The organism is Brevundimonas sp. EAKA, from assembly GCF_000698025.1.
Lineage (GTDB): Bacteria > Pseudomonadota > Alphaproteobacteria > Caulobacterales > Caulobacteraceae > Brevundimonas > Brevundimonas mediterranea_A.
Genome location: NZ_JMQR01000041.1, coordinates 1 through 26,295, shown reverse-complemented (window position 1 = coordinate 26,295; position 26,295 = coordinate 1). Strand labels below are relative to the sequence as shown.

The window sequence follows — 26,295 nt, the reverse complement described above, 5'->3', positions numbered from 1 at the left end:
GCACGGGCCGGGGACGGGGTGGGGGCTGCTGGGTCTGGCCTTTCTGTTGACCGGTTTCGCCGCCTGGGGCGCGCGTCACGCCACGGGCCTGACCTTGCGTCAGTTCGGCAAGGGGCTGAGCGGGGGCGTCTGGCTGCTGGCCGCCGGGATCGTCGTGGCCCAGGCGGTGCGGGTTCTGGCCGGGCCGGTCGGCGGCCGGATCGAGTCGGCCGAGACCTATTATGTCCTGCTGCGCCGCCTGCCCTGGATGGAGGCGGGCGTAGGCTTGGCCGTGCTGGGGGTGATGTTCGCCCTGCTGGCGGGGCGGGCCCTGATCGGGCGGCGTCTGCTGGCGTGTGTGATCGCCGCGGCGGCGGTTCTGGCCACGGGCCTGGGCGGGTTCGATCCGGTGGTGCTGGGTGCGGCCCTGGTCGCCGTGGGTCTGAGCCTGTGGCCTGGCGGCGAGGACGAGACGGTCTGGGGCGGCTGGCTGGGGGCCGTCGTCCTGGTGCTGATCCTGGGCGGGCTGGTTCAGGCCTTGGCGCCCGAGGCGGCCTTGCTGTTCGTCTGGACCGGGTTGGCGGCGGCCGGCGCAGCGGCCTTGGCGGCGGGGATCGGGGCGCGGCTGGAGCGGTGGGCCGCCCTGGCGCCCGCGGCGGTTGCCACCGGGGTCGTCGGCGGCTGGCTGGCGGGGCTGGGCCATTTCGTCTTCCTGGGCGTGGGGATGGACCAGCCAGGCGCGCTGGGCCTGATCGCCGTGCTGATCGTCGCCCTGGCCCGGCCCTTGGCCCCGGGTGGGGGAAGCGCGCGCCACACCCTGGCCGGGCTGGCGGCGGCCATGCTGATCCTGGGCTGCGGCCTGTCCCTGGCGGCCCGCCATGCCGAGCCGGCCGCTGAGGCGCCGGTCGCCGTTCCTTGATCCGTCAAAATCGGACGTAGGATTCGGATGTTCTCATCGGTTCCGGATGAGAACATCTTGTGAACTGGAACAAACCGTGCACATAGTCGGCCTCACAAAAACGGGGGCGGGTCCATGGCGGGTCTCTCCCAAGCTTCTGACGGGAATCATGGCAAGGGAGACGAAGGCAATGGCACAGGCGGCTTTGAAACTGGTGGGCAAGGAAGACGGCGACAAGCAACGGGCCCTGGAGGCGGCGATCGCTCAGATCGATCGCGCCTTCGGCAAGGGCTCGGTGATGAAACTGGGCAAGGGCGGGGTCGCCGACGTGATCCCCTCGGTGTCCACCGGATCCCTGGGCCTGGATATGGCCCTGGGCATCGGCGGCCTGCCGCGCGGGCGGGTGATCGAAGTGTTCGGCCCTGAATCCTCGGGCAAGACGACCCTGGCCCTGCACACCGTGGCCGAGGTTCAGAAGGCCGGCGGCACCGCCGCCTTCGTCGACGCCGAACACGCGCTGGACCCCGGCTATGCCCAGAAGCTGGGCGTGAACCTGGATGATCTGCTGGTGTCCCAGCCGGACACCGGCGAACAGGCGCTCGAGATCGTCGACACCCTGGTGCGCTCCGGCGCTGTGGACATCGTGGTCGTCGACTCCGTCGCCGCCCTGACCCCGCGCGCCGAGATCGAGGGCGAGATGGGCGACAGCCTGCCCGGCCTTCAGGCGCGTCTGATGAGCCAGGCGCTGCGCAAGCTGACCGCCTCGATCTCCAAGTCGAACTGCATCGTCCTGTTCATCAACCAGATCCGTCACAAGATCGGCGTCATGTACGGCTCGCCCGAGACGACGACAGGCGGCAATGCGCTGAAGTTCTACGCCTCGGTGCGTCTGGACATCCGCCGCACCGGCGCGATCAAGAACCGCGATGAGGTGGTCGGCAACACCACCCGGGTCAAGGTGGTCAAGAACAAGGTCGCCCCGCCGTTCCGCGAGGTCATCTTCGACATCATGTACGGCGAGGGCATCTCCAAACTGGGTGAGATCATCGACCTGGGCGTCAAGGCCGGGGTGATCGAGAAGTCGGGCAGCTGGTTCAGCTATGACTCGACCCGGATCGGTCAGGGCCGCGAGAATGTGCGCGAATTCCTGAAACAGAACCCCGACATCGCCGCCTCGATCGAGAAGGCGGTGCGGGCCTCGACCAGCAAGATCGCCGACGAACTGCTGGGCACGCCCGAGCCGGACGAAGGCCAGGATCTCGAAGGCTGACGACCGTCTCGCCTTCCTAGACACTCCGTCGCCCCAAGCGACCCGCCACCGACCCCGCGAGGGACGGCGGAGCGACCCGTCCGACCTCGTGTCGGGCGGGTCTTTTTTGGGATCACCATATCCGCCAGGCCCAGGCGGCCGAGCGTGGATTTATGCCGTCATTGGGCGAGATACCGGCCAAATAGTCCGACAAGGCTGTTGGCGACGATTAAGGCGCGCGCCAGCCAGACCGCAGCCTTGCTCCCGACCGGCACGTCTGGAGACGGCGCCCGACCCAGGATCCAGTAAATGACGAGACGACCACGCTCGTAACTGGCCAGGGACGAGGGCGGTTGAAGTCTATTTCCATGTCGCCTTGCGTCAGCCTCCAGGCGTCCAGCCAGGGGAAACAAGGTCATGGTGGCCATCAGGGTGGCGATCGATAGGATGAATTGAACAGCAAACATGGTGGCCAGTGAACGTTTGGATTGACCGCATCATATCGCGTGAACATGACACGCGTATGGGTTGCTGCGTGGCTATCTAACCAAAACGGGCGACCCGAAGGCCGCCCGTTCCGTCGTTCTACGATGTCCGCAACCGATCAGGCGGCGGCCTTCTCCGGGGCGAACTTGCCGTAGAAGGTCTCGTTCTTGGCCGCCATGTCGCGCAGCAGCTGCGGGACCTTGAACCGGTCGCCATAGGTGGCGGCCAGGCGGTCCGCCGTCTCGACGAACTGGGCCAGGCCGATGCCGTCGATCATGCTGATGGGGCCGCCGGTCCAGGGCGCGAAGCCCCAGCCCAGGATGGCGCCCAGGTCGGCTTCGCGCGGGTCGTCGATGACGCCCTCTTCCCAGCAGCGGGCGACCTCGACCGCCTGGCGATACAGCAGGCGGGTCTTCAGCTCGTCGATCTGGGCAAAGGCGGTCGCCTCCTCGGGCTTGTCGATGCCCTTGGTGGTCGGCGCCAGGTCGCTCAGTCCCTTCCAGATCGTCTTGGGCTTCTGATCATAGTCATAGAAGCCCTTGCCGTTCTTGCGGCCGTAGCGTCCGCCCTCGACCATCTTGGCGACGATGTCGGCGCCTTCCGACGGGACATATTTGTCGCCCAGGTCCAGCGCCGTCTGTTTGGCGATCTTGTAGGACAGGTCCAGGGCGACGTCGTCGTGCATCTCCAGCGGGCCGCGCGGCATGCCGGTCATGCGTCCGACGTTGTCGATCAGGGCCGGGCCGTAGCCTTCTTCCAGCATCGCCATGCCTTCCATCAGGAAGGTGGAGAAGCAGCGCGAGGTGTAGAAGCCGCGGCTGTCGTTGACGACGATCGGCGTCTTCTTGATCTTCAGCACATAGTCCAGCGCCTTGGCGATGGCGGCCTGACCCGTCTTCTCGCCCAGGATGATCTCGACCAGCATCATCTTGTCGACGGGCGAGAAGAAGTGGATGCCGATGAAGTCCTCGGGCCGAACCGAGGCCTCGGCCAGGCCGGTGATCGGCAGGGTCGAGGTGTTGGAGCCAAACACGGCACCCTCGGCCAGTTGGGCCTCGGCGCGCTTGGTGACGTCGGCCTTGATCTCGCGGCTTTCGAACACGGCCTCGACCACCAGGTCCGAACCCTTGATGTGGTCATAGTCGGTCGTCGCCGTGACCAGGGCCAGGGTGGCGTCAAACTTGTCCTGAGTCATCTGACCACGCGACAGACGCTTCTTCAGCAGTTCCTCGACATGGGCCTTGCCCTTGTCGGCGGCTTCCTGGGTCTGGTCGATCAGCACCGTCTCGATCCCGGCCATGACCTGCACATAGGCGATGCCCGCGCCCATCATGCCGGCGCCGAGGACCGAGACCTTCTTCGGATCGGACTTGGGCACGTCGGCCGGACGCACGGCGCCCTTGTCCAGTTCCTGCTTGGACAGGAACAGGCTGCGGATCATGGCCTGGGCCTGGGGCGTCATCAGGGTCTTGATGAAATAGCGGGTCTCGATCCGCAGGGCCGCATCCATCGGAACCTGGGTTCCTTCGTAGACGGCCTTCATCAGGTTCACCACGGCCGGATAGTTACCGTAGGACTGTTTGCGCAGCATGGCGTTGCCGACCATGAAGTTCTGGATGCCGGCCGGGTGATAGGGGCCGCCGCCGGGCAGTTTGAACGACTTGTCGTCCCACGGCTGCACGGCCTTGCCGCCGTTCTTGATCCAGGTCTTGGCGACCTCGACCGACTGGCCCTTTTCGACGACCTCATGGACGATGCCGGCGCCCTTGGCGTCGTTGGGGCGGAAGGACTTGCCTTCGCTCATCGCCATCATGGCGTTCTGGACGCCGACCAGGCGGGTCAGGCGCTGGGTGCCGCCGCCGCCGGGGAAGAGGCCGACCTTGATCTCGGGCAGGCCCAGCTGGATCTTGTTGTCGTTCTCGACCACGCGATAGTGGCAGGCGAGGGTGAACTCCAGTCCGCCGCCCAGGGCCAGGCCGTTGATCGCCGCCGCCACAGGCTTGCCGCAGGTTTCCAGCGCGCGGAAGGCCCCGTTCAGCTTCCAGCCGGCGTCGAAAGCCTTCTGCAGGTCGCCGCCGCCCGACAGGACGCCGCCGGCCATGTCGCCCAGGTCCGCGCCGGCGCAGAAGCCCGAGGCCTTGCCGGAGGTGATGACGGCGCCCTTGATGGACTCGTCGGTCTTGATGCGTTCGACCAGCTCGGGGATTTCCTTCATCACCGAAGAGGTCAGGGTGTTCATCGAACGGCCCGGCACGTCGAAGGCGATGACGGCGATGCCGTCGGCGTCGATGTCGATCTTGAAGTTTTCCATAGTCATTCGCTCCGGATCAGACGCGTTCGATGACGGTGGCGGTGCCCATGCCGCCGCCGATGCACAGGGTGATCAGGGCCGTCGACTTGTTCGAGCGTTCCAGCTCGTCCAGGGCGATGCCGGTGATCATGGCGCCGGTGGCGCCCAGGGGGTGGCCCATCGAGATGCCGCCGCCGTTCACATTCATCTTGGCGTGGTCGATGTTCAGGGCCTGCATGTAGCGAAGCACGACGGCGGCGAAGGCCTCGTTCAGCTCCCACACGTCGATGTCGTCGGGCGTCATGCCCAGCTTGCCCAGCAGTTTGCGGGTCACATATTCCGGGCCGGTCAGCATGATCGACGGCTCCGAGCCGATCGAGGCGCCGCCCAGGATCTTGGCGCGCGGCTTCAGGCCCAGGGCCTGGCCGGCTTCCAGCGAACCGATCAGCACGCCGGCCGAACCATCGACGATGCCGGACGAGTTGCCGGGGGTATGGACGTGGTTGACGCGCTCGACCTCGGGGTAGCGCTGGTTGATCACGCTGTCGAAGGCCATTTCGCCCATCATGGCGAAGGAGGGGTTCAGGCCGCCCAGGGTCTGCATGTCCGTGTTCGGACGAATGGTCTCGTCACGGTCCAGGATGGTCAGGCCCAGCTGGTCCTTGACCGCCAGAACCGAGTTCTTGAACCGGCCCTCGGCCCAGGCCTGGGCGGCGCGCTTGTGGCTCTCGACCGAATAGGCGTCCACGTCGTCGCGGCTGAAGCCGTATTTGGTCGCGATCATGTCGGCCGACACGCCCTGCGGCACGAAATAGGTGGGGAAGGCCGACGACGGATCGGTCGGCCAGGCGCCCATGTCCGAACCCATGGGCACGCGGCTCATGGCCTCGACCCCCCCGCCGACGGCGAAGTCGGCCTCGCCGGACTTCACCTTGGCCGTGGCCATGTTCACGGCTTCCAGGCCCGAGGCGCAGAAACGGTTGACCTGAACCCCAGCGGTATATTGCGACCAGCCGGCCGAGAGCACCGCCGTGCGGGCGATGTCGGCGCCCAGTTCGCCCACAGGGGTGACGCAGCCCAGGATGACGTCGTCGACCTTGGAGGTGTCCAGGTCGTTGCGGTCGCGCAGGGCCTCCAGAACCTGGGTCGCCAGGCTGAGGCCGGTGATCTCGTGCAGCGAGCCGTCCTTCTTGCCCTTGCCGCGCGGGGTGCGGACGGCGTCGTAGATATAGGCGTCAGCCATGGGCGTGAGTCTCCATTTTTGGCCCCTGCGCGCGGCGCCCGATGGGGATTGGGCGTCGCGCGACGGTCGGGGAAAGGACGGGTCTAAGCTCGAACGCCAAGAACCCTACGTTTACGTCAACGTCAAGTAATAAGCCGCGTGAACGGCCGCGGCGACGGGGCCGCACAAATCCAGATGGGGGTAGGTCGGAGGTCGCGCCAGACATTAAGGCGCGCACTAAGCCGGCCGCGACCGTCACGGTTGCGCGGGTCGGGCCGGCTCCGGTGGCCCGTCAGCGCGGCGGAATGCGGCTAGCGCCGCCCGTGATGCGGCAGGCGTATTCGGTCTCGGGTCGGCCGCTTTGCAGGCCGGTCGGGGTCAGAATGCCCTGACGCTCGGTGCATGCGGCCTCGAGCCGCTTGAGGTCTTCCTGATAGGTGTTCGCCTGGCCGGTCGAGGCGCAGGCGGTCATCAGTGGTGCAGTCATCAGGATGGCGAAGAAGAGGGTGCGCATGGTGTCTCCTGTCTTCCGAAACGCGTCGGCGTTCCGGTCCTGCCCCCCGGCGCAGCCAGACTACTGCGCGACCGCCAGCCTGACCAGCTTGCCGTCGTCCTCGTCGGTGATGGCCCAGACCGCGCCGTCCGGTCCCACGGCCACGTCCCGGACGCGTTCACCCAGGTCGGTCAGCAGCCGCTCCTCGCCGACGACGCGGTCATTTTCGATCACCAGCCGGGCGATATGTTTCTCCTTCAGACCGGCCACCAGCAGATCGCCGTCCCAGCCGGGGAACATGGGGCCCTGATAGAAGGCCGCCCCGCCCGGCGCGATGACCGGATCCCAGTAATAGACCGGCTGCTCCGTGCCCTGCGCCTGCGTATTGCCGCCCGTGATCTGTCCGCCCGCGTATTCCACGCCATAGGCCGCGTCAGGCCAGCCATAGTTCAGGCCCGATTTGTCCAGGTTGACCTCGTCGCCGCCGCGCGTGCCGTGCTCAATGGTCCAGACTGCGCCCGTGCCGGGCTGGACGGCGATCCCCTGGACGTTGCGATGGCCCAGGCTCCAGATCTCGGGCAGGGCGCCCTCACGGCCGACGAAGGGATTGTCCTGGGGCACGGAGCCGTCGGCGTTGATCCGGATGGTCTTGCCCATGTGCGAGCCCAGGTCCTGGGCCTGCGCCCGCATCGGCCTGTCGGAGCGTTCGCCCAGGGTGATGAAGAGCTTGCCGTCCGATGCGAACGCCAGGGACGAGCCGAAATGCTTGTCGCCGTCATAGACGGGCAGGGCGCGGAAGATGACCTGGACGTCCTCCACCCGCGCCCCGTCGTTGGACAGGCGACCCCGGGCGACCGAGGTGGCGTTGCCGCCATCCCGAGGCTCCGCATAGCTCCAGTAGATCAGCCGGTCCTGGCCGAATCCGGGGCTTGTGATAACGTCCAGCAGGCCGCCCTGGCCGCGTGCATCGACGCGGGGCAGGCCCTGGACCGGTTCGCCGACCTGGCCCTGGGCGGTGATGATGCGCAGCCGACCGGGCTTTTCCGTCACCAGCCAGCGCCCGTCAGGCATCAGGGCCAGGCCCCACGGATGCGTCAGGCCCGAGGCGACGACGCTGTGGCTCAGGGCGACGTCGGTCTTCACCCCCGGCGCCCGGGTCTGACCGGGGAAGGCGGGCTGCTGGTCGGGGTTGTTGGCCGGCCGGGTCTCCAGCGCCGCGCCCGCCTGGCTTGAGGCCGGAGCGCTCTCGCCGTTGGCGCCGCAGGCGGCGGCGAGGACGAGCAGGGAGGTCGAGGTGGCGAGGACGATCAGGCGCATGGCGGGGGAAGCTCCGGCAAGGTCTTGAGGGGATCTGGGACGACTGGGGGCTGACATAGGCAACGACCCCTTCAGCGTTACCGTTCCCGCCGAGGCCTGTCCTGCGCCGCATCGCCGCACGATCTGCGTCGAGACGACTTGAACCGCGCGCCCGACGGCGATATAGGCACGCCTCTTTCGCGCTGGCCCCAGGTCGCGCGGACGCCCGGAGACGGGATGCGACTGGGTAGCTCAGATGGTTAGAGCGGTGGATTCATAACCCACAGGTCGGCGGTTCGATCCCGCCTCCAGTCACCACCTCCTTGAAATCATGTCGCTCGCAGCTCGACCGAGGTGAGCGCTGCCCGAACCCGTTGGTGCGGCTGAGGTTGCGGCGGTTCACGTCCAGGAGGCATTGTCAGTTCCTGAAGGGCCGCGCCGCGACACAGTGTTGCGCATTCAACGGGGAAGAAATGATGAAGCCTGTAAAGCTGAGCGTCGCCGTCAATCTTGTGGGCATGGCATGCCTCTGCGTGTCCTTGTTGTTGCGACATATTCTGGATTTGGATGGGGCGAGTGCGCTGATGCTGTTGATTGCATTGCCGCTTTTACTCGCCGCTGTCGTCTTGGCGATCAACGGCAGGTGACCGTTCTAGTCGAGAAGTATCCGTGTTCGCGCAACCGGCCGCCGGCCCCCGAGCGCCGCCGCCTGCACCGAGGCCGAGCAGGAAAACACCGAAGCCCAGGCCGAGGCCGCCGCTGACAATACGGCGGACGCAGCCGCGCGGGCGGGCGAAGTCATCGAATCCGGCGCTATGAAGGCCGCCCAGGCGGTCGAAACCGGCGCCGGCAATGTCGCCGACGAGCTGGAGGAAAACCAGGCCGAGGCCGCCGCCGAGGGCAGGCCCGGCGCCGTCAACCCGAACACCGACCAGCGCGTGCCGGCCGACAACTGACGCCTCAGGCGGGCGGCGTCGCCCCGACCGGGGGCGCGCCCTCCGCCAGCAGGGCGTCGATCAGGGCGTGGGCCTCGGGGCTGTTCCAGTCGGCCTCGCCCGAGAAGGTCGCGCGGATGCGGCCTTCGCGATCCAGGAAGATGGTCTGGGGCATCTTGCCCTTGCCCGGAAACTCGAACGGCAGCTGGAATTTGATGTCGCTGTACAGCGGCAGGGGCTCGTGAACGTCGATGAAGCTCTTGGCGTCGGCCGGGGCGTCGGGCGAGGCGTCGACATTGATCGGCAGGACGATCAGATCCTCGTTGCGCTGATAGGACCGGGCCAACTGGGCCAGGGTCGGCATTTCGGTGCGGCACGGGGCGCACCACATGGCCCACAGATTGACCACCACCACCTTGCCCTCGAAGGTCGAGAACCGCACCGCCGTGCCGTTGCGGTCGCGGAACATGTATTCCGGCGCGGTCTTCAGTTCGGACGGCGTCTCCAGCGACGCCAGCGGCCCGACGGCGAACCGGGCCAGATCGCTTTTCGCGACGGGTGTCGTCTGGGGTTGCGCCTTCTGCCGATGATTGGCGTATAGCGACATCGCCAAGCCGCCGGCGCCGGCGAGCGTGCTGAACAGCACGAGCGCGCCGACGACCGCCCAGATCGCCTTTCTCGAGCCACTCATGACAGACGCCGCCTCCGATACCGCCCAAGCCAGTGCTTCTAAGGCCCCGGCCAAGCCCGCAGGTCAAGACATGTGGGGCGGTCGCTTTTCGTCGCGCCCCGCCGAGATCATGCAGGCGATCAACGTCTCCATCGGCGTGGACCAGCGGCTGTGGCGTCAGGATCTGGCCGGATCGCGCGCCCATTGCCGGATGCTGGCCAAGCAAGGCGTTATCCAGCCGGCCGACGCCGAAGCCATCCTGGGCGGGCTGGACGCCATCGAGGCCGAGATCGTCGGCGGGACCTTCCCCTTCCGCGACCAGTTCGAGGACATCCACATGAATGTGGAGGCCCGGCTGTCGGAACTGATCGGCGAACCCTCGGGCCGGCTGCACACCGCGCGCAGCCGCAACGACCAGGTGGCCGTCGATTTCCGCCTGTGGGTTCGCGACGCCGCCGACCGCACCATCGCCCAGCTGAAAGCGCTTCAGGCCGCCCTGCTGGACCGGGCCGAACAGCACGCCGACGATCTGATGCCGGGCTTCACCCATCTGCAGACCGCCCAGCCCGTGACCCTGGGCCACCATCTGATGGCCTATGTCGAGATGTTCGGCCGCGACGCCGGCCGGTTCGCCGACGCCCGGACGCGGATGAACGAAAGCCCGCTGGGCGCCGCCGCCCTGGCCGGCTCGCCCTTCCCGATCGACCGCCACATGACGGCGGCCGAACTGGGCTTCGACCGGCCGATGGCCAATTCGCTGGACGCGGTGTCCGACCGCGATTTCGCGCTGGAAAGCCTGGCCGCGGCCTCGATCACGGCGGGACACCTGTCGCGCCTGGCCGAAGAGATCGTGGTCTGGATGACGCCGATGTTCGGTTTCGCCAGCCTGCCGGACGACCTGACGACCGGGTCGTCGATCATGCCGCAGAAGCGCAATCCAGACGCCGCCGAACTGGTCCGGGCCAAGACCGGCCGGATCCTGGGCTCGCTGGTCGCCCTGTCCACCGTGATGAAGGGCCTGCCCCTGGCCTATTCCAAGGACATGCAGGAGGATAAGCCGCCGGTGTTCGAGGCGTTCGACGCCCTGGACCTGGCCCTGGTCGCCATGACGGCCATGGTCTCGGCCCTGCGGCCCAATACCGAACGGATGGCGGCGGCGGCCGGCGCCGGCTTCTCGACCGCGACCGACCTGGCCGACTGGCTGGTGCGTGAACTGAACCTGCCTTTCCGCAAGGCGCACCATGTGACGGGCGCGGCGGTGAAACAGGCCGAGGCGATGGGCGTGGACCTGTCGCAACTGCCGCTGACGGAAATGCAGAAACTCGAGCCGGGGATCACGGAAGCGGTTTACAAGGTGCTGACCGCCGAGGCTTCGTGCCAGAGCCGTCAGAGCTATGGCGGCACCGCGCCGGAACAGGTCCGTGCGCGCATCGCCGACTGGAGAGCCCGCCTATGAAGAAGACCCTGATCCTCGCGGGCCTGCTCGCCCTGTCGGCCGCCGGCTGCGGACGCATGGCCGATCTGGAATCGCCGGCGCGCGAGACCGAGCGCGCGCCGCGCAGCAGCCGCGCCCCCGGCCTGCCCGAACCGGCGACCCTGAACCGCCCGTCCAGCAGCGTGCCGATCGACGGCGGTCCCTCCAATCCGATCGGCGCCGGCGCCGCCCAGAACGATCCCCGCTAGGCCGCCTTGCATCATTTCGACCTGAAGGACGGCGCCCTGTACGCCGAAGGCGTCCCGCTCGAGATCATCGCCGACGAGGTGGGGACGCCCGTCTATGTCTATTCCACCGCGACGCTGAAGCGGCACTACGGCCTGTTGCGCGCCGCCGCCGACGCCCATCGCGAGGCCCTGGGCGAGGCCCTGATCGCCTTTGCGGTCAAGGCCAACTCCAACCTGTCGGTGCTGGCGACCCTGGCCAAGTTGGGCTCGGGCGCCGATACGGTGTCCGAGGGCGAGATCCGTCGCGCCCTGGCGGCGGGAATTCCGGCGGACCGGATCATCTTCTCCGGCGTCGGCAAGACCGATGTGGAGATGGTGTTCGCCATCGGCGTCGGCGTGCGCCAGATCAATATCGAATCCGGCGCCGAGCTGGATCGGCTGATCGCGGTCGCCGCCCTGATGCAGGCGTCGCCCGCCGTGGCCGTGCGGGTCAATCCCAACGTCGGGGCGGGCGGCCACGCCAAGATCACCACGGGCGGCAAGGGCGACAAGTTCGGCGTGCCGGTCGAGGAGGCGATGGTCCTGTACGCCCGCGCCTCGGCCTCGCCCCATGTCACGCCTGTGGGTCTGGCCTGTCATATCGGCAGCCAGATCACCGACCTGGCCCCGCTGGAGGCCGCCTTCACGGTGCTGGCCCAGATGACCCGAGATCTGCGGGCCCAGGGGCATGCGGTGACGCGGCTGGACCTGGGCGGCGGCCTGGGCGTGCCCTATTCGGGCGGCGTCGAACCGCCCTCGCCGGCCGACTATGTGGCCATGGCCGCGCGGGTCCTGTCCGGGCTGGACGTCGAGGCGGCGTTCGAGCCGGGGCGTCTGCTGGCCGCAAACGCCGGGGTGCTGCTCAGCCAGGTGATCCAGGTCAACGAACGCTCGGACGGGCGGCGCTTCCTGGTGCTGGACGCGGCGATGAACGACCTGATGCGCCCGGCCCTGTACGACGCCTTCCACGACATCAAGCCGGTCAATCCCCGTCCCGGCGCCGCCCTGTCTCATGACGTGGTGGGGCCGGTCTGCGAGACGGGCGACACCTTTGCGCGCGACCGCAGCCTGCCGCCGCTGGAGGCCGAGGATCTGGTGGTCTTCACCGGGGCCGGCGCCTATGGGGCCGTCATGGCCAGCGAATACAACAGCCGCCCCCTGGTCCCTGAGGTTCTGGTCGACGGCGACCAGTGGGCCGTCATTCGGCCGCGCCCCACCTATGAAGACATGCTGGACCGGGAACCCTTCGCCGACTGGCTGTAAGGTGGAATTGGTCTCGACCGTTATAAAGTAACGGAGTATAGGCCCGCCCATGTCGCCCGTCTCCGAACCGTCCGTGTTGCTGTCCCTGCTCGGGGGCGGCTTCGTCGCGGCCTTCCTGCACGCCGCCCTGCCGACCCATTGGCTGCCCTTCACCCTGGTGGGTCGGGCGCAGGGCTGGCGGGCGTCGCGCGTGCTGCTGGCCGTAACGGCGGCGGGCCTGGCCCATATCGCCTCGACGGCGGTGGTCGGCGGCCTGATCGTGGCGGCGGGCCTGGCGCTGGATCAGTGGGTCGAGGGGCTCCTGCCTCATCTGGCGGCGGTGCTGCTGTTCCTGTTCGGCGCCTTCTATCTGGCGCGCGCCACGGTGTTGCGGCCCGCAACGGCCGGCGGCCCGACGATGGAGGCCGCGCCGCCGGCCGTGTCCGACAAGGCCGCCTTCCTGGGCCTGGTCGCCATGATGGCGGTGTCGCCGGGCGAGGTGCTGCTGCCCATCTATCTGTCTTCGGCCTCCCAGGGCCTGGCGGCCCTGGCTCTGCTGACCCTGGTCTTCGCCGTCGGCACCATCGCCGGCATGGCGGTGTTCACGGGCTTGGCCAGCGCGGGCGCGTCGATCCTGCGGATGGAGCGGTGGGCGCGCTATGAAGGGGCGGTGCTGGGCGTGGCCCTGATCGCCCTGGGGCTGGTGATCGTTCTCCAGCCGCATTGATGGATATTACATGATAACATTCAATGCGTTATCAAGTACCAGCTTGGCCGTTGGCGCAAAAGGCGTATAGGCGGAGCCATGAACGTCTCGCTTGAACACGACCATTCCGATCATGGGCACGATCATGATGATCACGGCCATGACTCTTCGCATGGCCATCACCACCATCATCATGGGCATGGGCACGCCCATGGACCGGTGGACACCGGCGACTGGCGCTACGCCGTCGGCCTGGTGGTCAATCTGGCCTTCGTCTTCTGCGAGTTCGGCGCGGGCCTGATCGCGGATTCGACCGCCTTGCTGGCCGACGCCGGGCATAATCTGTCGGATGTCCTGGGCCTGGCCATGGCGGGCGGCGCGGCCTGGCTGGCGCGGCGCGGGGCGCACGGGGCGGCGGGCGGCCGGCGCACCTACGGCTTCGGCAAGGCGACGGTGCTGGCGGCCCTGGGCAACGCCCTGCTGCTGATCTTCGCCTGTGGGGCCATCGCCTTCGAGGCCGTGCGGCGTTTTGCAGAACCCGCGCCGGTCGGCTCGGGCGTGATCATGACGGTGGCGGCCATCGGCTTCGTCATCAATCTGGGCACCGCCCTGCTGTTCATGAAGTCCCAGCACGACCTGAACGCGCGGGGCGCCTATCTGCACATGATGGCCGACGCCGGCGTGTCGCTGGGGGTGGTGGCGGCCGGCGGGCTGATCATGCTGACCGGCTGGTCCCTGGTCGATCCGATCGTCAGCCTGGTCATCGTCGCCGTGATCCTGTGGTCGACCTGGGGCTTGCTGAAGGACTCGGTCAATCTGGCCATGGACGGGGCGCCCGCCGACGTGGACGTCGCCAAGCTGGAAAAGGCGCTGATGGGGCTGCCGGGTGTGCGCGCGGTCCACGACCTGCACGTCTGGGGCCTGTCCACGACCGAGACCGCCCTGACGGCCCATCTGGTCCATGACCGCGAGGACGGCGTCGCCCTGCTGATGGAGGCTCAGGCGCTGGCGAAACGCCATTCGATCCGCCACACGACGCTTCAGCTCGAGAGCGAGGCCCTGCCGGACTGTCCGGGGTGTTGAGTTCCACCCACCCCCACAACCGTCATCCTAGGCCTTGTGCCTAGGATCCATAGACTCAGGACCCGCCGCATAGCGAAGAGCGGCAAAGTCTGCGCCTCATAGTCCGACACCGGGAGTATGGATCCTAGGCACAAGGCCTAGGATGACGTGCGGTGGCGGAGCACCGCGTCGGCGCCGTGTCCGCCCCTACGCCTGGGCGAACGCCAGCGGCGCGCCCCAGAATTGCGACACCATTTCCGACTGCGGACCGGCCTGGCCCGTCGTCAGGAAGTCGCGGCGGCCGCTGTCGCCCAGTTCGAATTCGGGGTGCCGCGCGAAATACCGCTCCAGCGCATCGGCCACGGCGGTCGGCTGGTTGATCAGCACCGTGCCCGCCGGCAGGGCCGAGGCGAACAGTTCGGCGATGATCTCATAGTGGGTGCAGCCCAGGATGGCCTTGTCCGGGTGGCGGCCGATGCGGCGGCGCAGGGCGTCGACGTGGTCGTCCACCACAACCTTCAACTCCTCGCGCGGGGCGCCCAGCTCGATCAGGCCCGCCAGGCCGGGGCAGGGTTCGGAGAAGACGGCGATGTCCTCGCGCCGCTTGTCGATCTCGATCTCGAAGACGCGGCTGATGGCGGTGGCGGCGGTGCAGAAGACGCCGGTGACAGCGATCGCCTCGACCTTATCCCCTTCTGCGGCGCGCTCCGCCTCGAAGCTCCAGGGCTTGCCGGTCGCGGCCTCGATGGTCGGCACGATGATGCCCAGCACATTGACCGGCCGGCCCAGCCGTTCGCGCAGGCCGGGGATCCAGGTCTGCTGCAGACGGCGCAGGGCGATGGCGCTGGCGGTGTTGCAGGCCAGGACCACGACCGAGGCGCCGGCCTCGAACAGCCGCTCGCACCCCGCCCTGGTCAGTTCGACGATGTCCTCGCCGCCGCGCCCGCCATAGGGCGCGTGGGCCTGGTCGGCCAGATAGACGAAGTCGCGCTGCGGAAAGCGCCGGGTCAGTTCGCGATGGACGGTCAGGCCGCCCACGCCGGAGTCGAAAACGCCAATAGCCATATCCGGGCTTTAGAACAGTGCGACGATCGATCCAACAAGATTACGGGCCTTTAACGGGCGGGACAGGTGACGATCCGGTCCGGTGCGCCTAAGTGTGACACCGACATGATTTTTCCACGGAGCATTCCATGCACAGACGCCAGCTTCTCATCGCGGGCGGCAGCCTGATGGCCCTCTCGGCCTGCGCCTCCACCGGATCCGGCGCTACGCCCGCCGCCGGCGCGCCGACCGCCATGGACCTGGCTGAAGAAGGCCGCATCGCCCGCGCCGTCCTGCCGGCCGCGACGCCCAAGGCCGAACTGCTGCAGCCGTGGACCGGTTCGTATGACGGCCTGCCGCCGTTCGACAAGGTGACCCCGGCCAAGCTGCGCGAGGCCATGCTGGAAGGCATCGAGCTGCAACGCGCCGACATCGCCGCCATCGCGAACAACCCGGAGGCCCCGACCTTCGCCAACACCATGGCGGCGCTGGAGCTGGCCGGTGAGCCGCTGGACCGGGCGTCCAACCTCTATGGCGTCATGACCTCCAATATCGGCGGCGAGGCCTATGACGCGGTCGACACCGAACTGTCGCCCATCCTGTCGGCGGCCTCGGACGAGATCACCTTCAACGCGGCCCTGTTCCAGCGCGTCAAGACCGTCGCCGACAACGCCGACGCCATGGGCCTGAGCGCCCAGCAGAAGCGTCTGGCCGAGCGTCGTCGCGACGCCTTCATCCGTTCGGGCGCCAATCTGGACGCGGCCGGCAAGGCCGAGCTGGGCCGGATCAACACCGCCCTGTCCAACGCCTTCACCCGTTTCGGCCAGAAGGTGGTGGCCGACGAGAACGCCTGGACCCTGATCACCAACGAAGCCGGCCTGGCCGGCCTGCCCGCCTCGAACAAGGCCGCCGCCGCCTCGGCCGCGCGCAGCCGCAATCTCCAGGGCTGGGCCATTCTGAACACCCGTTCGGCCGTCGATCCCTTCCTGACCTTCGCCGACGACCGGGCCCTGCGCGAGCAGGTCTGGAAGAAGTTCGTCAATCGCGGCGACAACGGCGACGCCAACGACACCAATGCGACCATCGCCGAGATCGTGAAGCTGCGCGATCAGCGGGCCAAGCTGCTGGGCTATCGCAACCATGCCGAACTGCGGATGCAGGACACCATGGCCAAGACCCCGGCCAATGCGCAGAACCTGATGGACCGCGTCTGGGCTCCCGCCAAGGCCCGCGTGGCCGAGGAGGTCGCCGACATGAAGGCGATCGCCGGTTTCGACATCGAGCCGTGGGACTACCTCTACTTCGCCGAGAAGGTGCGCAAGGCCAAGTACGACCTGGATCAGAACCAGCTGAAGCCGTACTTCGAACTGAACGCCGTCCGCGCTGGCTCCTTCGCCATGGCCGAACGTCTGTACGGCTTCAAGTTCACCAAACTGCCCAAGGGTTCGGTCCCGACCTTCGAGCCGGACGTCGAGGTCTATGAACTGCACGACAAGGCCACCGGCAAGCTGATCGGCCTCTACTACACCGACGACTACGCCCGTCCGGGCAAGCGTTCGGGCGCCTGGATGACCACCTACCGGTCCTTCTCGACGCTAGACGGATCGAAGGTGATCCTGGGCTCGAACAACAACAACTTCACCAAGCCCGAGCCCGGCGAGCCGGTGCTTATCTCGCTGGACGACGCCGAGACCCTGTTCCACGAGTTCGGCCACACCCTGCACTACTTCTCGTCGAACGTGACCTATCCGTCGTTCGGCAATACGCCGCGCGACTTCGTCGAATATCCGTCGCAGGTCCACGAGCACTGGGTGCTGAGCCGGCCGATCCTGGACGGCTATCTGAAACACTATCAGACCGGCGAGGCCATGCCCCAGGCCCTGGTCGACAAGATCCAGGCCTCGTCCACCTTCAACCAGGGCTATGCGACGGTTAGCTACCTGTCGTCCGCCATCGTCGACATGGACCTGCACACGCAAACCACGCCGCCGACCGACATCGACGCCTTCGAGAAGGCCAGCCTGGCGCGCATCGGCATGCCCAGGGAGATCGTGATGCGGCACCGCCTGCCGCAGTTCAATCACCTGTTCACGTCCGACGCCTATTCGGCCGGCTACTACAGCTACCTGTGGTCCGAGACGATGGACGCCGACACCTGGGCCTATTTCGAGGAGTCGGGCGACGTCTTCAATCCGGACATCGCGGGCCGGTTCAAGTCGATCATGCTGGCGCCGGGCAACACTACCGACCGGGCCGAAGCCTATCGCGCCTTCCGCGGTCGCGCCCCGGACGTGGCGGCCCTGCTGAAGGTCCGCGGCTTCCCGGTGTCCTGATCCTGGCCTGTCGGCCTTCGGCCGAGTTGGACTGAATGAGCGAACGGCCGGCGGAGCGATCCGCCGGCCGTTTCGTTTGGGCGCGACCTGGCCTAGATCAGGATCAGAATCCGCCGAGAGAAGAGCCCGCATGTCCGTCGTCGCCTCCTACGTCTATCGTGACGGCAAGCGCGTACGGGCGGCGCCGCTGACGGAAAAGGGCCTGACGATGAAACCCGGCGAATTCGTCTGGATCGGCCTGCACGAGCCGACCGACGCCGAGTTCGATGTCCTGGTGAAGCGGTTCCACCTTCACCCCCTGGCGGTCGAGGACGCCCTGTCGGCCCACCAGATGCCCAAGGTCGAAGTCTATGGCCACGAACTGTTCGTCGTCGCCCGCACCGCCGAAAAGGTGGACGACGTCATCCGCTATGGCGAGACCCACGTCTTCGTCGGCACGGACCACGTTATCAGCATTCGCCACGGCTCGGCCCGGTCGCACACGGCCCTGCGCGCCCAGCTGGAGGCCTCCCCCGAACAGCTTCGCGCCGGTCCCGACTTCGTCCTGCACGGGGTGCTGGACTTCATCGCCGACGCCTATGTGCCGATCGTCGACGGAGCCGAGGACAGCGTGCTGGAGCTGGAGCAGCGCGCGCTGGAGGCCTTCCTGTCGCGGCGCGAGATCCGCCGCCTGTTCACCCTGCGCCGCGAACTGCTGAAGTTCCGGCGCATCCTGGGGCCGATGGAGGAGGTGGCGGGTCGGCTGCAGTCGCTGGACCTGCCCTGTATCGACCCGGACATCCGACCCTATTTCCGCGACATCGCCGACCATGTGCGTCGGGTGAACAGCCGGTTGAACGGGCTGACGGACATCCTGGCCTCGGTGTTCGAGGTCGCCAATCTGCTGGAACAGCAGCGGCAGGGGGTGATCACCCGCAAGCTGGCCTCATGGGCGGCGCTGCTGGCCGTGCCGACGGCCATCGCCGGCATCTACGGCATGAACTTCGAGTTCATGCCCGAACTGCACTGGCGTTACGGCTACGCGGCCGTGATGGGTCTGATCGTCGCGGTCTGCGTCGGCCTCTACATCACCTTCAAACGCACGAAGTGGCTGTAGGCCGGCCGATGCGGCGAAGGGCGACGGGCGCCCTTCGCCGGTCTTGGATCAGCTGTTGGCGAACAGGCCGACGACCTGGGCGACCTGACGGGCGTCGCGCGGGGCGCGGGCGTAGTCGACCTGGCGCGAACGCGGCAGTTGGCGCATCGCCTCGGCGCGAACGGCCGAGCGGCAGGCGTGGCTGCGAACGATCCGGCTGCCCGTAACGGTGAAGTTGCGGCACAGGTCTGCGGCGGCCTGGTCGATGCGGCCGTCGAAGGCGGCGGCGCCGGCGGCCGAGGACAGGTCCAGATCGCGGAAGGCGATCCGCGCGTCATCGCTTTGGGCCAGGGCGGGGGACACGGACAGGACGGCGACGGCGAAGAGAACGGGGGAGAGAACCTTCATCGCTTTGCTCCTAAAGAGAAAGATAATCGCTCGAAACGGCGACGAAGGCGCAATACGCGTGTTGTGTAACAGCTCAATGAGGGTTCAGCCGCCGATCCAAGACAGGCGGATTAAATCGTCGTCATGGTTGCGGCTGTAATCAGCCGCTGTTGCGCAGCCCTGCCGCCACGCCGTTGATCGCCAGCAGAATCCCCTCGCGAACACGGGGGTCTTCATCCCCGGCGCGGCGGCGGCGGATCAGTTCGATCTGCACATGGTTCAGCGGCTCGACATAGGGCATCCGCAGCCGGATCAGCCGATCCAGCTCGGGCTGGCCGCCCAGCAGCCTGTCATGGCCGGTGATGGCCAGGACGGCGTCGTGGGTTCTCTGCCACTCGTCGCGGATCTCGCCATAGATGCGCGCCGCCAGCGCCGGATCGGGCACCAGGGTGGCGTAACGGCGGGCGACCGTCATGTCCGACTTGGCCATGACCATTTCCATGTTCTGGACCAGGGTGCGGAAGAAGGGCCAGACCTCGGCCATGGCCTTCAGTTCGGCCATGTCCTGGCCCTGGACGGCCGAACCGAAACCGAACCAGCCGGGCAGCATGACCCGGCTCTGCGACCAGCTGAACACCCAGGGAATGGCGCGCAGATCCTCGATCCGGGTCGAGGCGGTGCGCGATGACGGGCGCGAGCCGATCTTCAGATCGGCGATCTCGGCGATGGGGGTGGCGGCGCGGTAATAGTCGACGAAGCCGTCGGTCTCATAGACCAGCTTGCGATAGGCGGCCATCGACCGGGCGGACAGGTCCGACAGGGTGGCGCCGTGGTCGGCGGTGAACACGTGATCCTTGCCCTGGTCCAGCGAGGCCAGGACGGCGCCGCAGGTCAGGGCGTCGAGGTTGCGCAGGGCGATCTCGGGCTCGCCGTATTTGTTGGCGATGACCTCGCCCTGTTCGGTGGTGCGGATGCGGCCCTGAACCGTGCCTTCCGGCTGGGCCAGCACCCCGGCGAAGGACGAACCCCCGCCGCGCCCGACCGTGCCGCCGCGCCCGTGGAACAGCTGCAGCTTCAGGCCGGCGGCCTTGGTCACCTCGACCAGGGCGCGCGAGGCCTCGTGCAGCTCCCAGCCGGACGTCAGATACGAGCCGTCCTTGTTGGAGTCCGAATAGCCGATCATCACTTCCTGAACGCCGCGCGCCTTGGCGACGGCCAGGGCGGACGGCTCCTTCAGCAGGCGCTCCAGCGTCGGACGCGAGGCGCGCAGGTCTTCGATGGTCTCGAACAGGGGGGCGGCCTGGATCGGGCAGGCGGCGGGATCCTCGGGGCGATAGAGGCCGACCTCCTTGAGCAGCAGATAGACCTCCAGCAGGTCCGAGGCCGCGTCGGTCTTGGAGACGATATGGGTGCGGATCGCCTGGGGGCCGAAGGCGGCCAGGGCCTCGGCGGCGGCCTGAAGAATGCCGCGCTCCTTCAGGGTTTCGGCGGCGTAGTCGGCATAGGGGCTGAACAACAGGCGCGGCGAGGCCAGTTCCGCGGCGAGCACCGAAAGCCGCCCCTCTTCGTCCAGACCGGAATAGTCGGCGCAGACCCCGGCCGTCTTCAGCAGGTCGGCGACGACCCGTTCGTGGACGTCCGAGTTCTGGCGCAGGTCCAGGGTCGCCATGTGAAAGCCGAAGATCTCGACGGCGGTGACCAGGTCGCTGAGCCGGTCGTCGGCGAAGACCTCGCCATTATACGCCATCAGGCTGTCGCGCATGATCTTCAGATCGGCCTCGAAGGCGTCGGGGCCGGGGTAGGGCTCGGCGGCGACAACGGCGCGGCGGGGCGGCGGGCTTGCGCCCCGCGCCTCATAGGTGGCGGCCAGGCGACCGTAGACGCCGGTCAGGGCGCGTCGATAGGGTTCGTCGGCGCGATGGGGGGACGGGTCGTGGGCGGCGTCCGCCAAGACGGCCAGTTCCGGCGAGACCTGGGCCAGTTCGGCCGCCAGACTGAGCTCGGCGCCCAGGGCGTGAACCTCTTCCAGGTAATAGCCCAGGACGGCGCGGGACTGGGTGCGGAAGGCGGCGGCCAGCACGGCGCCGTCGACGTTCGGATTGCCGTCCCGATCGCCGCCGACCCAGGTGCCGACCCGCATGAAGGGCTGAAGGTCCGGGGCGTCCAGCAGGCGCCGCCAGGCCGACAACTGCTTCGGCGCGACGCGCAGGAAGATGCGGTCCAGGAAGGAGACGACGGTGTCGATCTCGTCCTGCACCACCAGTCCCTGGGTGCGGACCAGACGCGTGGCCCACAGGATGACGATCTGGCGGCGCAGCGGTTGGTTGATCTGGGCGGCGGAACAGGCGTCGCCGGCCTTGTCGCAGGCGGCCAGCATGTCGCTGACGGCGGCGATCCGGTCGATGACGCTCTTGCGCCGCACCTCGGACGGGTGGGCGGTCAGGACCGGCGAGACCAGGGCCTCGTCCAGCAGGGCGCGCACCGCCGCCTTGTCCACCTTCTGTTCGGCCAGCCGTTGCAGGGCGCCTTCGGGCGTATCGGGACGGGCGCCGGCCACGACCTGGTCCTGGGCGCGACGACGGGTGGCGCGATCCTCGGCGATATTGGCCAGCAGGGAGAACAGGGCGAAGCCGTGGGCCAGGCCGGCGGCCTGATCCACCGTCATGGCGGTCAACAGCTTCTCCAGCCGCTTGGCCGGATGCGAGGCCGGGTCGCGGTGATAGGCGACCGAGGCCTGGCGCACCGCCTCGACATGATCGAACAGATCCTGGCCGCCTTCCTGACGAATGACCTCGCCCAGAATGCCGCCCAGCAGTCGGACTTCTTCACGCAGGGCGTCGTCGGCGGCGGGGGTCATCATCGGCATGTCCTAGTCGGCAGCGGGGAGACCGGCATGTGAAAGAGCCGAAACGCCGCCGTCAACGCACGTTCCATGACAGGTCGCGATAGGAAAGGTCATGGTGAACCCGCCGTTAGGGTTTCTTAACCGGCGCGATGCAAGACTGGGCGTGAAGGATTCCGCCCCGTGTCCATGTTCGCCAAACGCCAGTCCGCCCTCGCCGCCGCCGCCGGTTCTCCGCCCGCGGCGCGTGGAAAGCCGAGCCTGAAACCCGTCGTCGCCGCGCTGAAGAAGCCGCCGGTGATCGCGGGGCTTTCCGGCCTCTTCCTGCTGTCCGCGACGGCCCTGTTTCTGACCGTCCTCGGCGACCCGCGCGCCGGCACGCCTTCAGCCCGGATCGCCCTGCATCGTGAAGAGGCCGCGCCCGCCCCGGCCCCGACCGGGTTCGAGGCCTTCTCCATGGGGGCCATGGGCCTGTATCAGGACCTGACCGGAACCGGGGACCCCAGCGGCGCCGCAGGCGGCGAGGCCGTGATCACCCTGCCGGACGGCGCCACCGTCGCGGGCGGGGCCAGCTATAGCGCCCCCGTCCAGGCGGCGTCTCCGCTGGCCAAGGCCCCGATCGCCGGCCTGTCGCAACCCGGTCCCAGCGGCCCCCTGCCGATGATCGCGCCCGACGGCCGCGTTCCGGCTCAGGCCTATGCCCGTCCGTTCCGCTCGAACGGCAAGCCGCGCGTGGCGCTGATCGTCGGCGGCCTGGGGCTGAACGCCGTCACCACCCGCGCGGCCATCGAACGCCTGCCCCCCGAGGTGACGCTCAGCTTCGTGCCCTATGCCGACAATCTCCAGTCCTGGATCGACCAGGCCCGCGCCCAGGGCCACGAGGTCATGCTGGAAATGCCGATGGAGCCCACCGGCTATCCCGACAACGACCCCGGCCCCTATACGCTGCTGGCCAGCGGAACCCCGGACGACGTCCAGGCCAAGATGGACTGGCTGCTGGGCCGCGCTGTCGGCTATTTCGGCGTGACCAACTATCTGGGCGACCGGTTCGCCACCTCGGACACGGGAATGAGCGCCTTCCTGTCGACCCTGCGCCAGCGCGGGATCGCCTTCCTGGACGACGGTTCGTTCCAGCGCCGTCCCGGCGCCTGGGCCCGCGCCAGCGCCGACAAGGTGATCGATCAGACCCAGTCCCCCGCCGCCATCATCGCCGCCCTGAACAGTCTGGAAGCCCAGGCCAAGCTGCGCGGCTCGGCCCTGGGGACCGGCTTCTCCTATCCGGTGACGGTCGAGGCCGCCGCCCGCTGGACCGCCGGTCTGGAACAGCGCGGTCTGCAGCTGGCGCCCGCCTCGGCCATGACCCTGCGGTCCGGCCGGTAATGACCGACCTCAGTCTGTACCGCCCCAATGTCGGGGTCGTGCTTTTCAACGCCGAAGGCCGGGTCTGGTACGGACGGCGCCACGCCACGCCCGGCCCGCATAACTGGCAGTTTCCGCAGGGCGGGGTGGACGAGGGCGAGGATCTGCTGGCCGCCGCCCTGCGCGAACTGCGCGAGGAGACGGGGGTGACCTCTGTCGAATTCCTGGCGCGGACCGACGACTGGATCCTGTACGACTTCCCGCCCGAGGCGATGAACAACCCCAAGGCCTGGCGCGGTTTCGTGGGTCAGCGCCAGCAGTGGTTCGCCTTCCGCTTCACCGGACAGGACAGCGAGATCGACCTGCAAGCCGACGACGAGATCGAGTTCGACGCCTGGCGCTGGGGCGCCCTGTCCGAGGCCTGCGAACTGATCGTGCCGTTCAAACGCCCGGCCTATGAACAGGTGGTCGCCGCCTTCGCGCATCTGGCGGCCCAAAAGTCGGCATAGAAAAAGGGCGGCGCGAACGCCGCCCTTCCATAGTCTCGGGTCCGAAGGCGGATCAGGCCGCCTTGTCTTCCACCTTGGTCTGGGCCTTGCCCTCGATCAGGGGCTGGCCGGCGCCGATCTCGATGCGGCGGGGCTTGAGCGCTTCCGGCAGTTCGCGCTTCAGCGAAATCGACAACAGGCCGTTGACCAGATTGGCCTCGCTCACGACCACATAGTCGGCCAGCTGGAAGCGGCGCTCGAAATCGCGCTCGGCCAGGCCGCGGTGCAGATAGGTCTTCTGCGCCTCGGCGTCGTCGTTGGCGGTCTTGCGGCCGGTCACGGTCAGCAGGTTTTCCTTCACCTCGATATTCAGCTCGTCGGGAGAGAATCCGGCGACGGCGATCTCGATGCGATAGGCGTTCTCGCCCGTGGTCTCGATATTATAGGGCGGATAGCCGCCGTCCTGGCTGGTCCGCGCGGCGGTTTCCAGCAGATTGGCCAGACGGTCGAAACCGACGGCCGAACGGTACAGCGGGGTGAAATCATAGGTACGCATCAGCATCCTCCTGAGGATCAGCAAGGTTGAGCCGCCCGGCGGTTTGCCCGGACGGTAGGAGTTCAGCCCGGCGACCCGAAATCGGCGCCGTCGGTCTGGAGAGCCCGGAACCGGCGCTCTCGGACACTGAAATGGGATGCGGCGAACCGGCGTCAAGGGGGTGGAATACGCGGCAAATCGTCGGCGTCTCGGGATCGTCATTTGCGCCGGCCACGATGCTCCGTAAGGAGGGGCGAACCGGATCAAGGAACACGCCCATGCGTCTCGCCGCCCTCGGCCTCTCCGCCCTGCTCTCGACCGTCGCCCCGACGATGGCCGCCGCCCAATCTCCGGCCCAGCCGCCCTCCCAGACCGAAGGCGCCTGGACGCCGCCGCGCTCGGCCCTGTACAGCGCCATGCCGACCTTCGAGGAGGATACGGCCCTGAAGGCCGCCGTCGACGCCCAGACCCGTCCCGCCGCCGACCGGGCTCGCGACGCCGCCCGTCACCCCTATGAGGCCCTGACCTTCTGGGGCCTGACGCCGGGCATGACGGTGGTCGAGATCGAGCCGGGCGGCGCCAGCTGGTGGCGGCATATCCTGGAGCCCTATGCGGCGGCGACCGGCGGTCGCTATGTCGGAGTCGGTCGCCCGCTCGAGGGCATGGGGGTCGAGGCCGGCTCGGCCGACTTCATCCTGGTGGCCCGCGCCTTCCACAACTGGTCCCGCGACGGCCGCACCCAGCCCTATCTGAAGGCCTTCTACGCCGCCCTGAAGCCCGGCGGGATCCTGGCCGTAGAACAGCACCGCAGCGCCGAGGGCCTGAACGTCGCCGACGTCGCCTCGACCGGCTATGTGCCCGAAAGCTATGTGATCCACGAAGCCCAGGACGCCGGCTTCGTCCTGGAGGCCCGCAGCGAGCTGAACGCCAATCCCAGGGACGACCACGACCACCCGTTCGGCGTCTGGACCCTGCCGCCGGTGCGCCAGTCCCAGGCCCGCGACGGCTCGGCCGCCCTGACCCCCGATCAGCGCGCGACCTTCGATGCGGTCGGCGAAAGCGACCGCATGACCCTGCGTTTCCGCAAACCGGAATAGTCGGGTTTTGACCCGCGCCACGAACCTGCTTATGCCCGTTCGACCAAGGTTTGCCGGACACGGGGCCCGGCGTTCCGAGGGGGTGTTTTGATGGCTGCTCTTTCTGCGATTTCCAGCGACCCGTCGCGCCGGTTCCTGTTGTCCGGCGCCGCGGCTCTGGCCCTGATCGCCGTGGCCGGCTGCGGCCCCAAGAAGGAGGAGGCCCCCGAGGCGCCGCCCGCCCCTGCTGGTCCGCCCGAAGGATCGCTGGAATGGGCCGTCGCCGGGCCGTGGCGCGCCCAGGACCGGCCCCGCGACGCCTTCCGCCATCCGATGGAGACCCTGCGCTTCTTCGGGCTGCAACCGCGCATGACGGTGGTCGAATTCTGGCCCGGCAGCGGCTGGTACACCGAAATCCTGGCCCCCTATCTGACGCGGGGCCAGGGGACCTATATCGCCGCCCTGTTCCCCGAAGGTCCGACCGCCGATCCGGCCCAGGCCGCCCTGAACGCCGCCTTCCAGACCCGGTTCAGCGCCGACAAGAAACTGTATGGCGAGCCCCAGTTCACCACCTTCGGCGCCGCCTCCGGCCCAGTGGCTCCGGCGGGCACGGCCGACCTGTGCCTGTTCATGCGCACCCTGCACGGCTGGATGGCGGCCGGGATCGCCGAAAAGGCCTTCTCCGACGCCTTCGCCGCCCTGAAGCCCGGCGGCGTCCTGGGCGTCGAACAGCACCGTCTGGCCCCGGAAGAGGACCAGGATCCGGTGGCGGCCAACGGCTATGTCCAGGAGGCCTTCGTCCGACAGCTGGCGGCAGAGGCGGGCTTCGTCTTCGTCGCCGCCTCCGAGGTCAACGCCAACGAGAAGGACACCAAGGACCATCCGTTCGGCGTCGACACCCTGCCGCCGACCCGCCTGACCGCCCCC

Annotated in this window: 23 protein-coding genes, 1 tRNA gene and 1 pseudogene; 16 read left to right on the top strand and 9 right to left on the bottom strand. The window is 68.1% G+C overall.

Going from position 1 to position 26,295, the window contains the following annotated elements:
- Both ER13_RS18650 and recA read left to right on the top strand, forming a co-directional pair.
- Positions 1-898: pseudogene (locus tag ER13_RS18650) on the top strand (peptidase M20); the annotation flags it as partial.
- Between the two features lie 169 nt (positions 899-1,067).
- On the top strand, positions 1,068-2,147 hold the full coding sequence (gene recA, locus ER13_RS07965) for a recombinase RecA (RefSeq protein ID WP_008261712.1): 1,080 nt from the start codon (positions 1,068-1,070) through the stop codon (positions 2,145-2,147).
- Positions 2,148-2,730: 583 nt separating this feature from the next.
- Here the strand turns inward: recA and ER13_RS07960 are convergent.
- The 4 genes from ER13_RS07960 to ER13_RS07945 all read right to left on the bottom strand — a co-directional run bounded on the left by ER13_RS07960 (position 2,731) and on the right by ER13_RS07945 (position 7,934).
- The gene (locus tag ER13_RS07960; protein ID WP_035308205.1) at positions 2,731-4,923 is read right to left on the bottom strand and encodes a 3-hydroxyacyl-CoA dehydrogenase NAD-binding domain-containing protein; all 2,193 of its coding nucleotides are present in this window, start codon (positions 4,921-4,923) and stop codon (positions 2,731-2,733) included.
- Between the two features lie 16 nt (positions 4,924-4,939).
- The gene (locus ER13_RS07955) at positions 4,940-6,145 is read right to left on the bottom strand and encodes an acetyl-CoA C-acetyltransferase (RefSeq protein ID WP_008260643.1); all 1,206 of its coding nucleotides are present in this window, start codon (positions 6,143-6,145) and stop codon (positions 4,940-4,942) included.
- A gap of 271 nt (positions 6,146-6,416) precedes the next feature.
- Positions 6,417-6,638, bottom strand: a complete 222-nt coding sequence (locus ER13_RS07950) for a hypothetical protein (RefSeq protein WP_035308203.1) — start codon at positions 6,636-6,638, stop codon at positions 6,417-6,419.
- A 60-nt stretch (positions 6,639-6,698) separates the two neighbouring features.
- On the bottom strand, positions 6,699-7,934 hold the full coding sequence (locus ER13_RS07945) for a PQQ-dependent sugar dehydrogenase (RefSeq protein WP_035308201.1): 1,236 nt from the start codon (positions 7,932-7,934) through the stop codon (positions 6,699-6,701).
- 220 nt (positions 7,935-8,154) lie between these two features.
- Between ER13_RS07945 and ER13_RS07940 the strand changes: the two genes are divergently transcribed.
- The 3 genes from ER13_RS07940 to ER13_RS19000 all read left to right on the top strand — a co-directional run bounded on the left by ER13_RS07940 (position 8,155) and on the right by ER13_RS19000 (position 8,869).
- Positions 8,155-8,231: transfer RNA gene (locus tag ER13_RS07940), tRNA-Met, on the top strand.
- A gap of 158 nt (positions 8,232-8,389) precedes the next feature.
- On the top strand, positions 8,390-8,560 hold the full coding sequence (locus tag ER13_RS18390) for a hypothetical protein (protein ID WP_155988126.1): 171 nt from the start codon (positions 8,390-8,392) through the stop codon (positions 8,558-8,560).
- A gap of 168 nt (positions 8,561-8,728) precedes the next feature.
- On the top strand, positions 8,729-8,869 hold the full coding sequence (locus ER13_RS19000; RefSeq protein ID WP_231492502.1) for a hypothetical protein: 141 nt from the start codon (positions 8,729-8,731) through the stop codon (positions 8,867-8,869).
- A 4-nt stretch (positions 8,870-8,873) separates the two neighbouring features.
- Here the strand turns inward: ER13_RS19000 and ER13_RS07930 are convergent, their stop codons facing one another.
- Positions 8,874-9,539, bottom strand: a complete 666-nt coding sequence (locus tag ER13_RS07930) for a TlpA disulfide reductase family protein (protein ID WP_035308199.1) — start codon at positions 9,537-9,539, stop codon at positions 8,874-8,876.
- Here ER13_RS07930 and argH point away from each other — a divergent pair.
- From argH to ER13_RS07905, 5 genes are all read left to right on the top strand, one after another.
- Entirely contained in the window at positions 9,538-10,974 is a 1,437-nt protein-coding gene (gene argH, locus ER13_RS07925; RefSeq protein ID WP_197019746.1) for an argininosuccinate lyase, read from the top strand. The two genes, ER13_RS07930 and argH, sit on opposite strands and share 2 nt — an antisense overlap.
- A complete protein-coding gene (locus tag ER13_RS07920) occupies positions 10,971-11,201 on the top strand; it encodes a hypothetical protein (RefSeq protein ID WP_008262007.1) in 231 nt (76 codons plus the stop codon). Before argH ends, ER13_RS07920 begins: the two co-directional genes overlap by 4 nt.
- A 6-nt stretch (positions 11,202-11,207) precedes the next feature.
- Entirely contained in the window at positions 11,208-12,482 is a 1,275-nt protein-coding gene (gene lysA / locus ER13_RS07915) for a diaminopimelate decarboxylase (protein ID WP_035308195.1), read from the top strand.
- A gap of 49 nt (positions 12,483-12,531) precedes the next feature.
- Complete coding sequence (locus ER13_RS07910) at positions 12,532-13,188, top strand: hypothetical protein (protein WP_008262528.1); 657 nt, start codon at positions 12,532-12,534, stop codon at positions 13,186-13,188.
- Positions 13,189-13,266: 78 nt separating this feature from the next.
- Entirely contained in the window at positions 13,267-14,250 is a 984-nt protein-coding gene (locus ER13_RS07905; RefSeq protein ID WP_035308193.1) for a cation diffusion facilitator family transporter, read from the top strand.
- A gap of 186 nt (positions 14,251-14,436) precedes the next feature.
- Here the strand turns inward: ER13_RS07905 and ER13_RS07900 are convergent, their stop codons facing one another.
- Positions 14,437-15,294: a glutamate racemase gene (locus ER13_RS07900; protein ID WP_008262261.1), complete on the bottom strand. Its 858-nt coding sequence runs from the start codon at positions 15,292-15,294 to the stop codon at positions 14,437-14,439.
- A 128-nt stretch (positions 15,295-15,422) separates the two neighbouring features.
- Here ER13_RS07900 and ER13_RS07895 point away from each other — a divergent pair, with 128 nt between their 5' ends.
- On the top strand, positions 15,423-17,606 hold the full coding sequence (locus ER13_RS07895; protein ID WP_035308190.1) for a M3 family metallopeptidase: 2,184 nt from the start codon (positions 15,423-15,425) through the stop codon (positions 17,604-17,606).
- 130 nt (positions 17,607-17,736) lie between these two features.
- Positions 17,737-18,702 carry a magnesium and cobalt transport protein CorA gene (locus tag ER13_RS07890; protein ID WP_035308188.1) on the top strand — a complete coding sequence of 322 codons (966 nt, stop codon included), beginning with the start codon at positions 17,737-17,739 and terminating at the stop codon, positions 18,700-18,702.
- 48 nt (positions 18,703-18,750) lie between these two features.
- Here ER13_RS07890 and ER13_RS07885 read toward each other — a convergent pair whose 3' ends face one another.
- Positions 18,751-19,089: a UrcA family protein gene (locus ER13_RS07885; RefSeq protein WP_035308186.1), complete on the bottom strand. Its 339-nt coding sequence runs from the start codon at positions 19,087-19,089 to the stop codon at positions 18,751-18,753.
- 139 nt (positions 19,090-19,228) lie between these two features.
- Positions 19,229-21,928, bottom strand: coding sequence for a phosphoenolpyruvate carboxylase (ppc, locus tag ER13_RS07880; protein ID WP_368664387.1), 2,700 nt, complete (start codon positions 21,926-21,928; stop codon positions 19,229-19,231).
- A 171-nt stretch (positions 21,929-22,099) separates the two neighbouring features.
- Here ppc and ER13_RS07875 point away from each other — a divergent pair, with 171 nt between their 5' ends.
- Positions 22,100-23,290, top strand: a complete 1,191-nt coding sequence (locus ER13_RS07875) for a divergent polysaccharide deacetylase family protein (protein WP_052004996.1) — start codon at positions 22,100-22,102, stop codon at positions 23,288-23,290.
- Positions 23,290-23,778: an RNA pyrophosphohydrolase gene (locus tag ER13_RS07870; protein ID WP_035308180.1), complete on the top strand. Its 489-nt coding sequence runs from the start codon at positions 23,290-23,292 to the stop codon at positions 23,776-23,778. Before ER13_RS07875 ends, ER13_RS07870 begins: the two co-directional genes overlap by 1 nt.
- A gap of 52 nt (positions 23,779-23,830) precedes the next feature.
- Here ER13_RS07870 and ER13_RS07865 read toward each other — a convergent pair whose 3' ends face one another.
- Positions 23,831-24,313: an Hsp20 family protein gene (locus tag ER13_RS07865; protein ID WP_035308211.1), complete on the bottom strand. Its 483-nt coding sequence runs from the start codon at positions 24,311-24,313 to the stop codon at positions 23,831-23,833.
- A gap of 257 nt (positions 24,314-24,570) precedes the next feature.
- On the opposite strand from ER13_RS07865, the gene ER13_RS07860 reads away from it, so the two are divergent.
- Both ER13_RS07860 and ER13_RS07855 read left to right on the top strand, forming a co-directional pair.
- Positions 24,571-25,389, top strand: coding sequence for a class I SAM-dependent methyltransferase (locus ER13_RS07860; protein ID WP_035308178.1), 819 nt, complete (start codon positions 24,571-24,573; stop codon positions 25,387-25,389).
- Positions 25,390-25,479: 90 nt separating this feature from the next.
- Positions 25,480-26,295: class I SAM-dependent methyltransferase (locus ER13_RS07855; RefSeq protein WP_052004995.1), on the top strand; the 816-nt coding region annotated here is incomplete at its 3' end.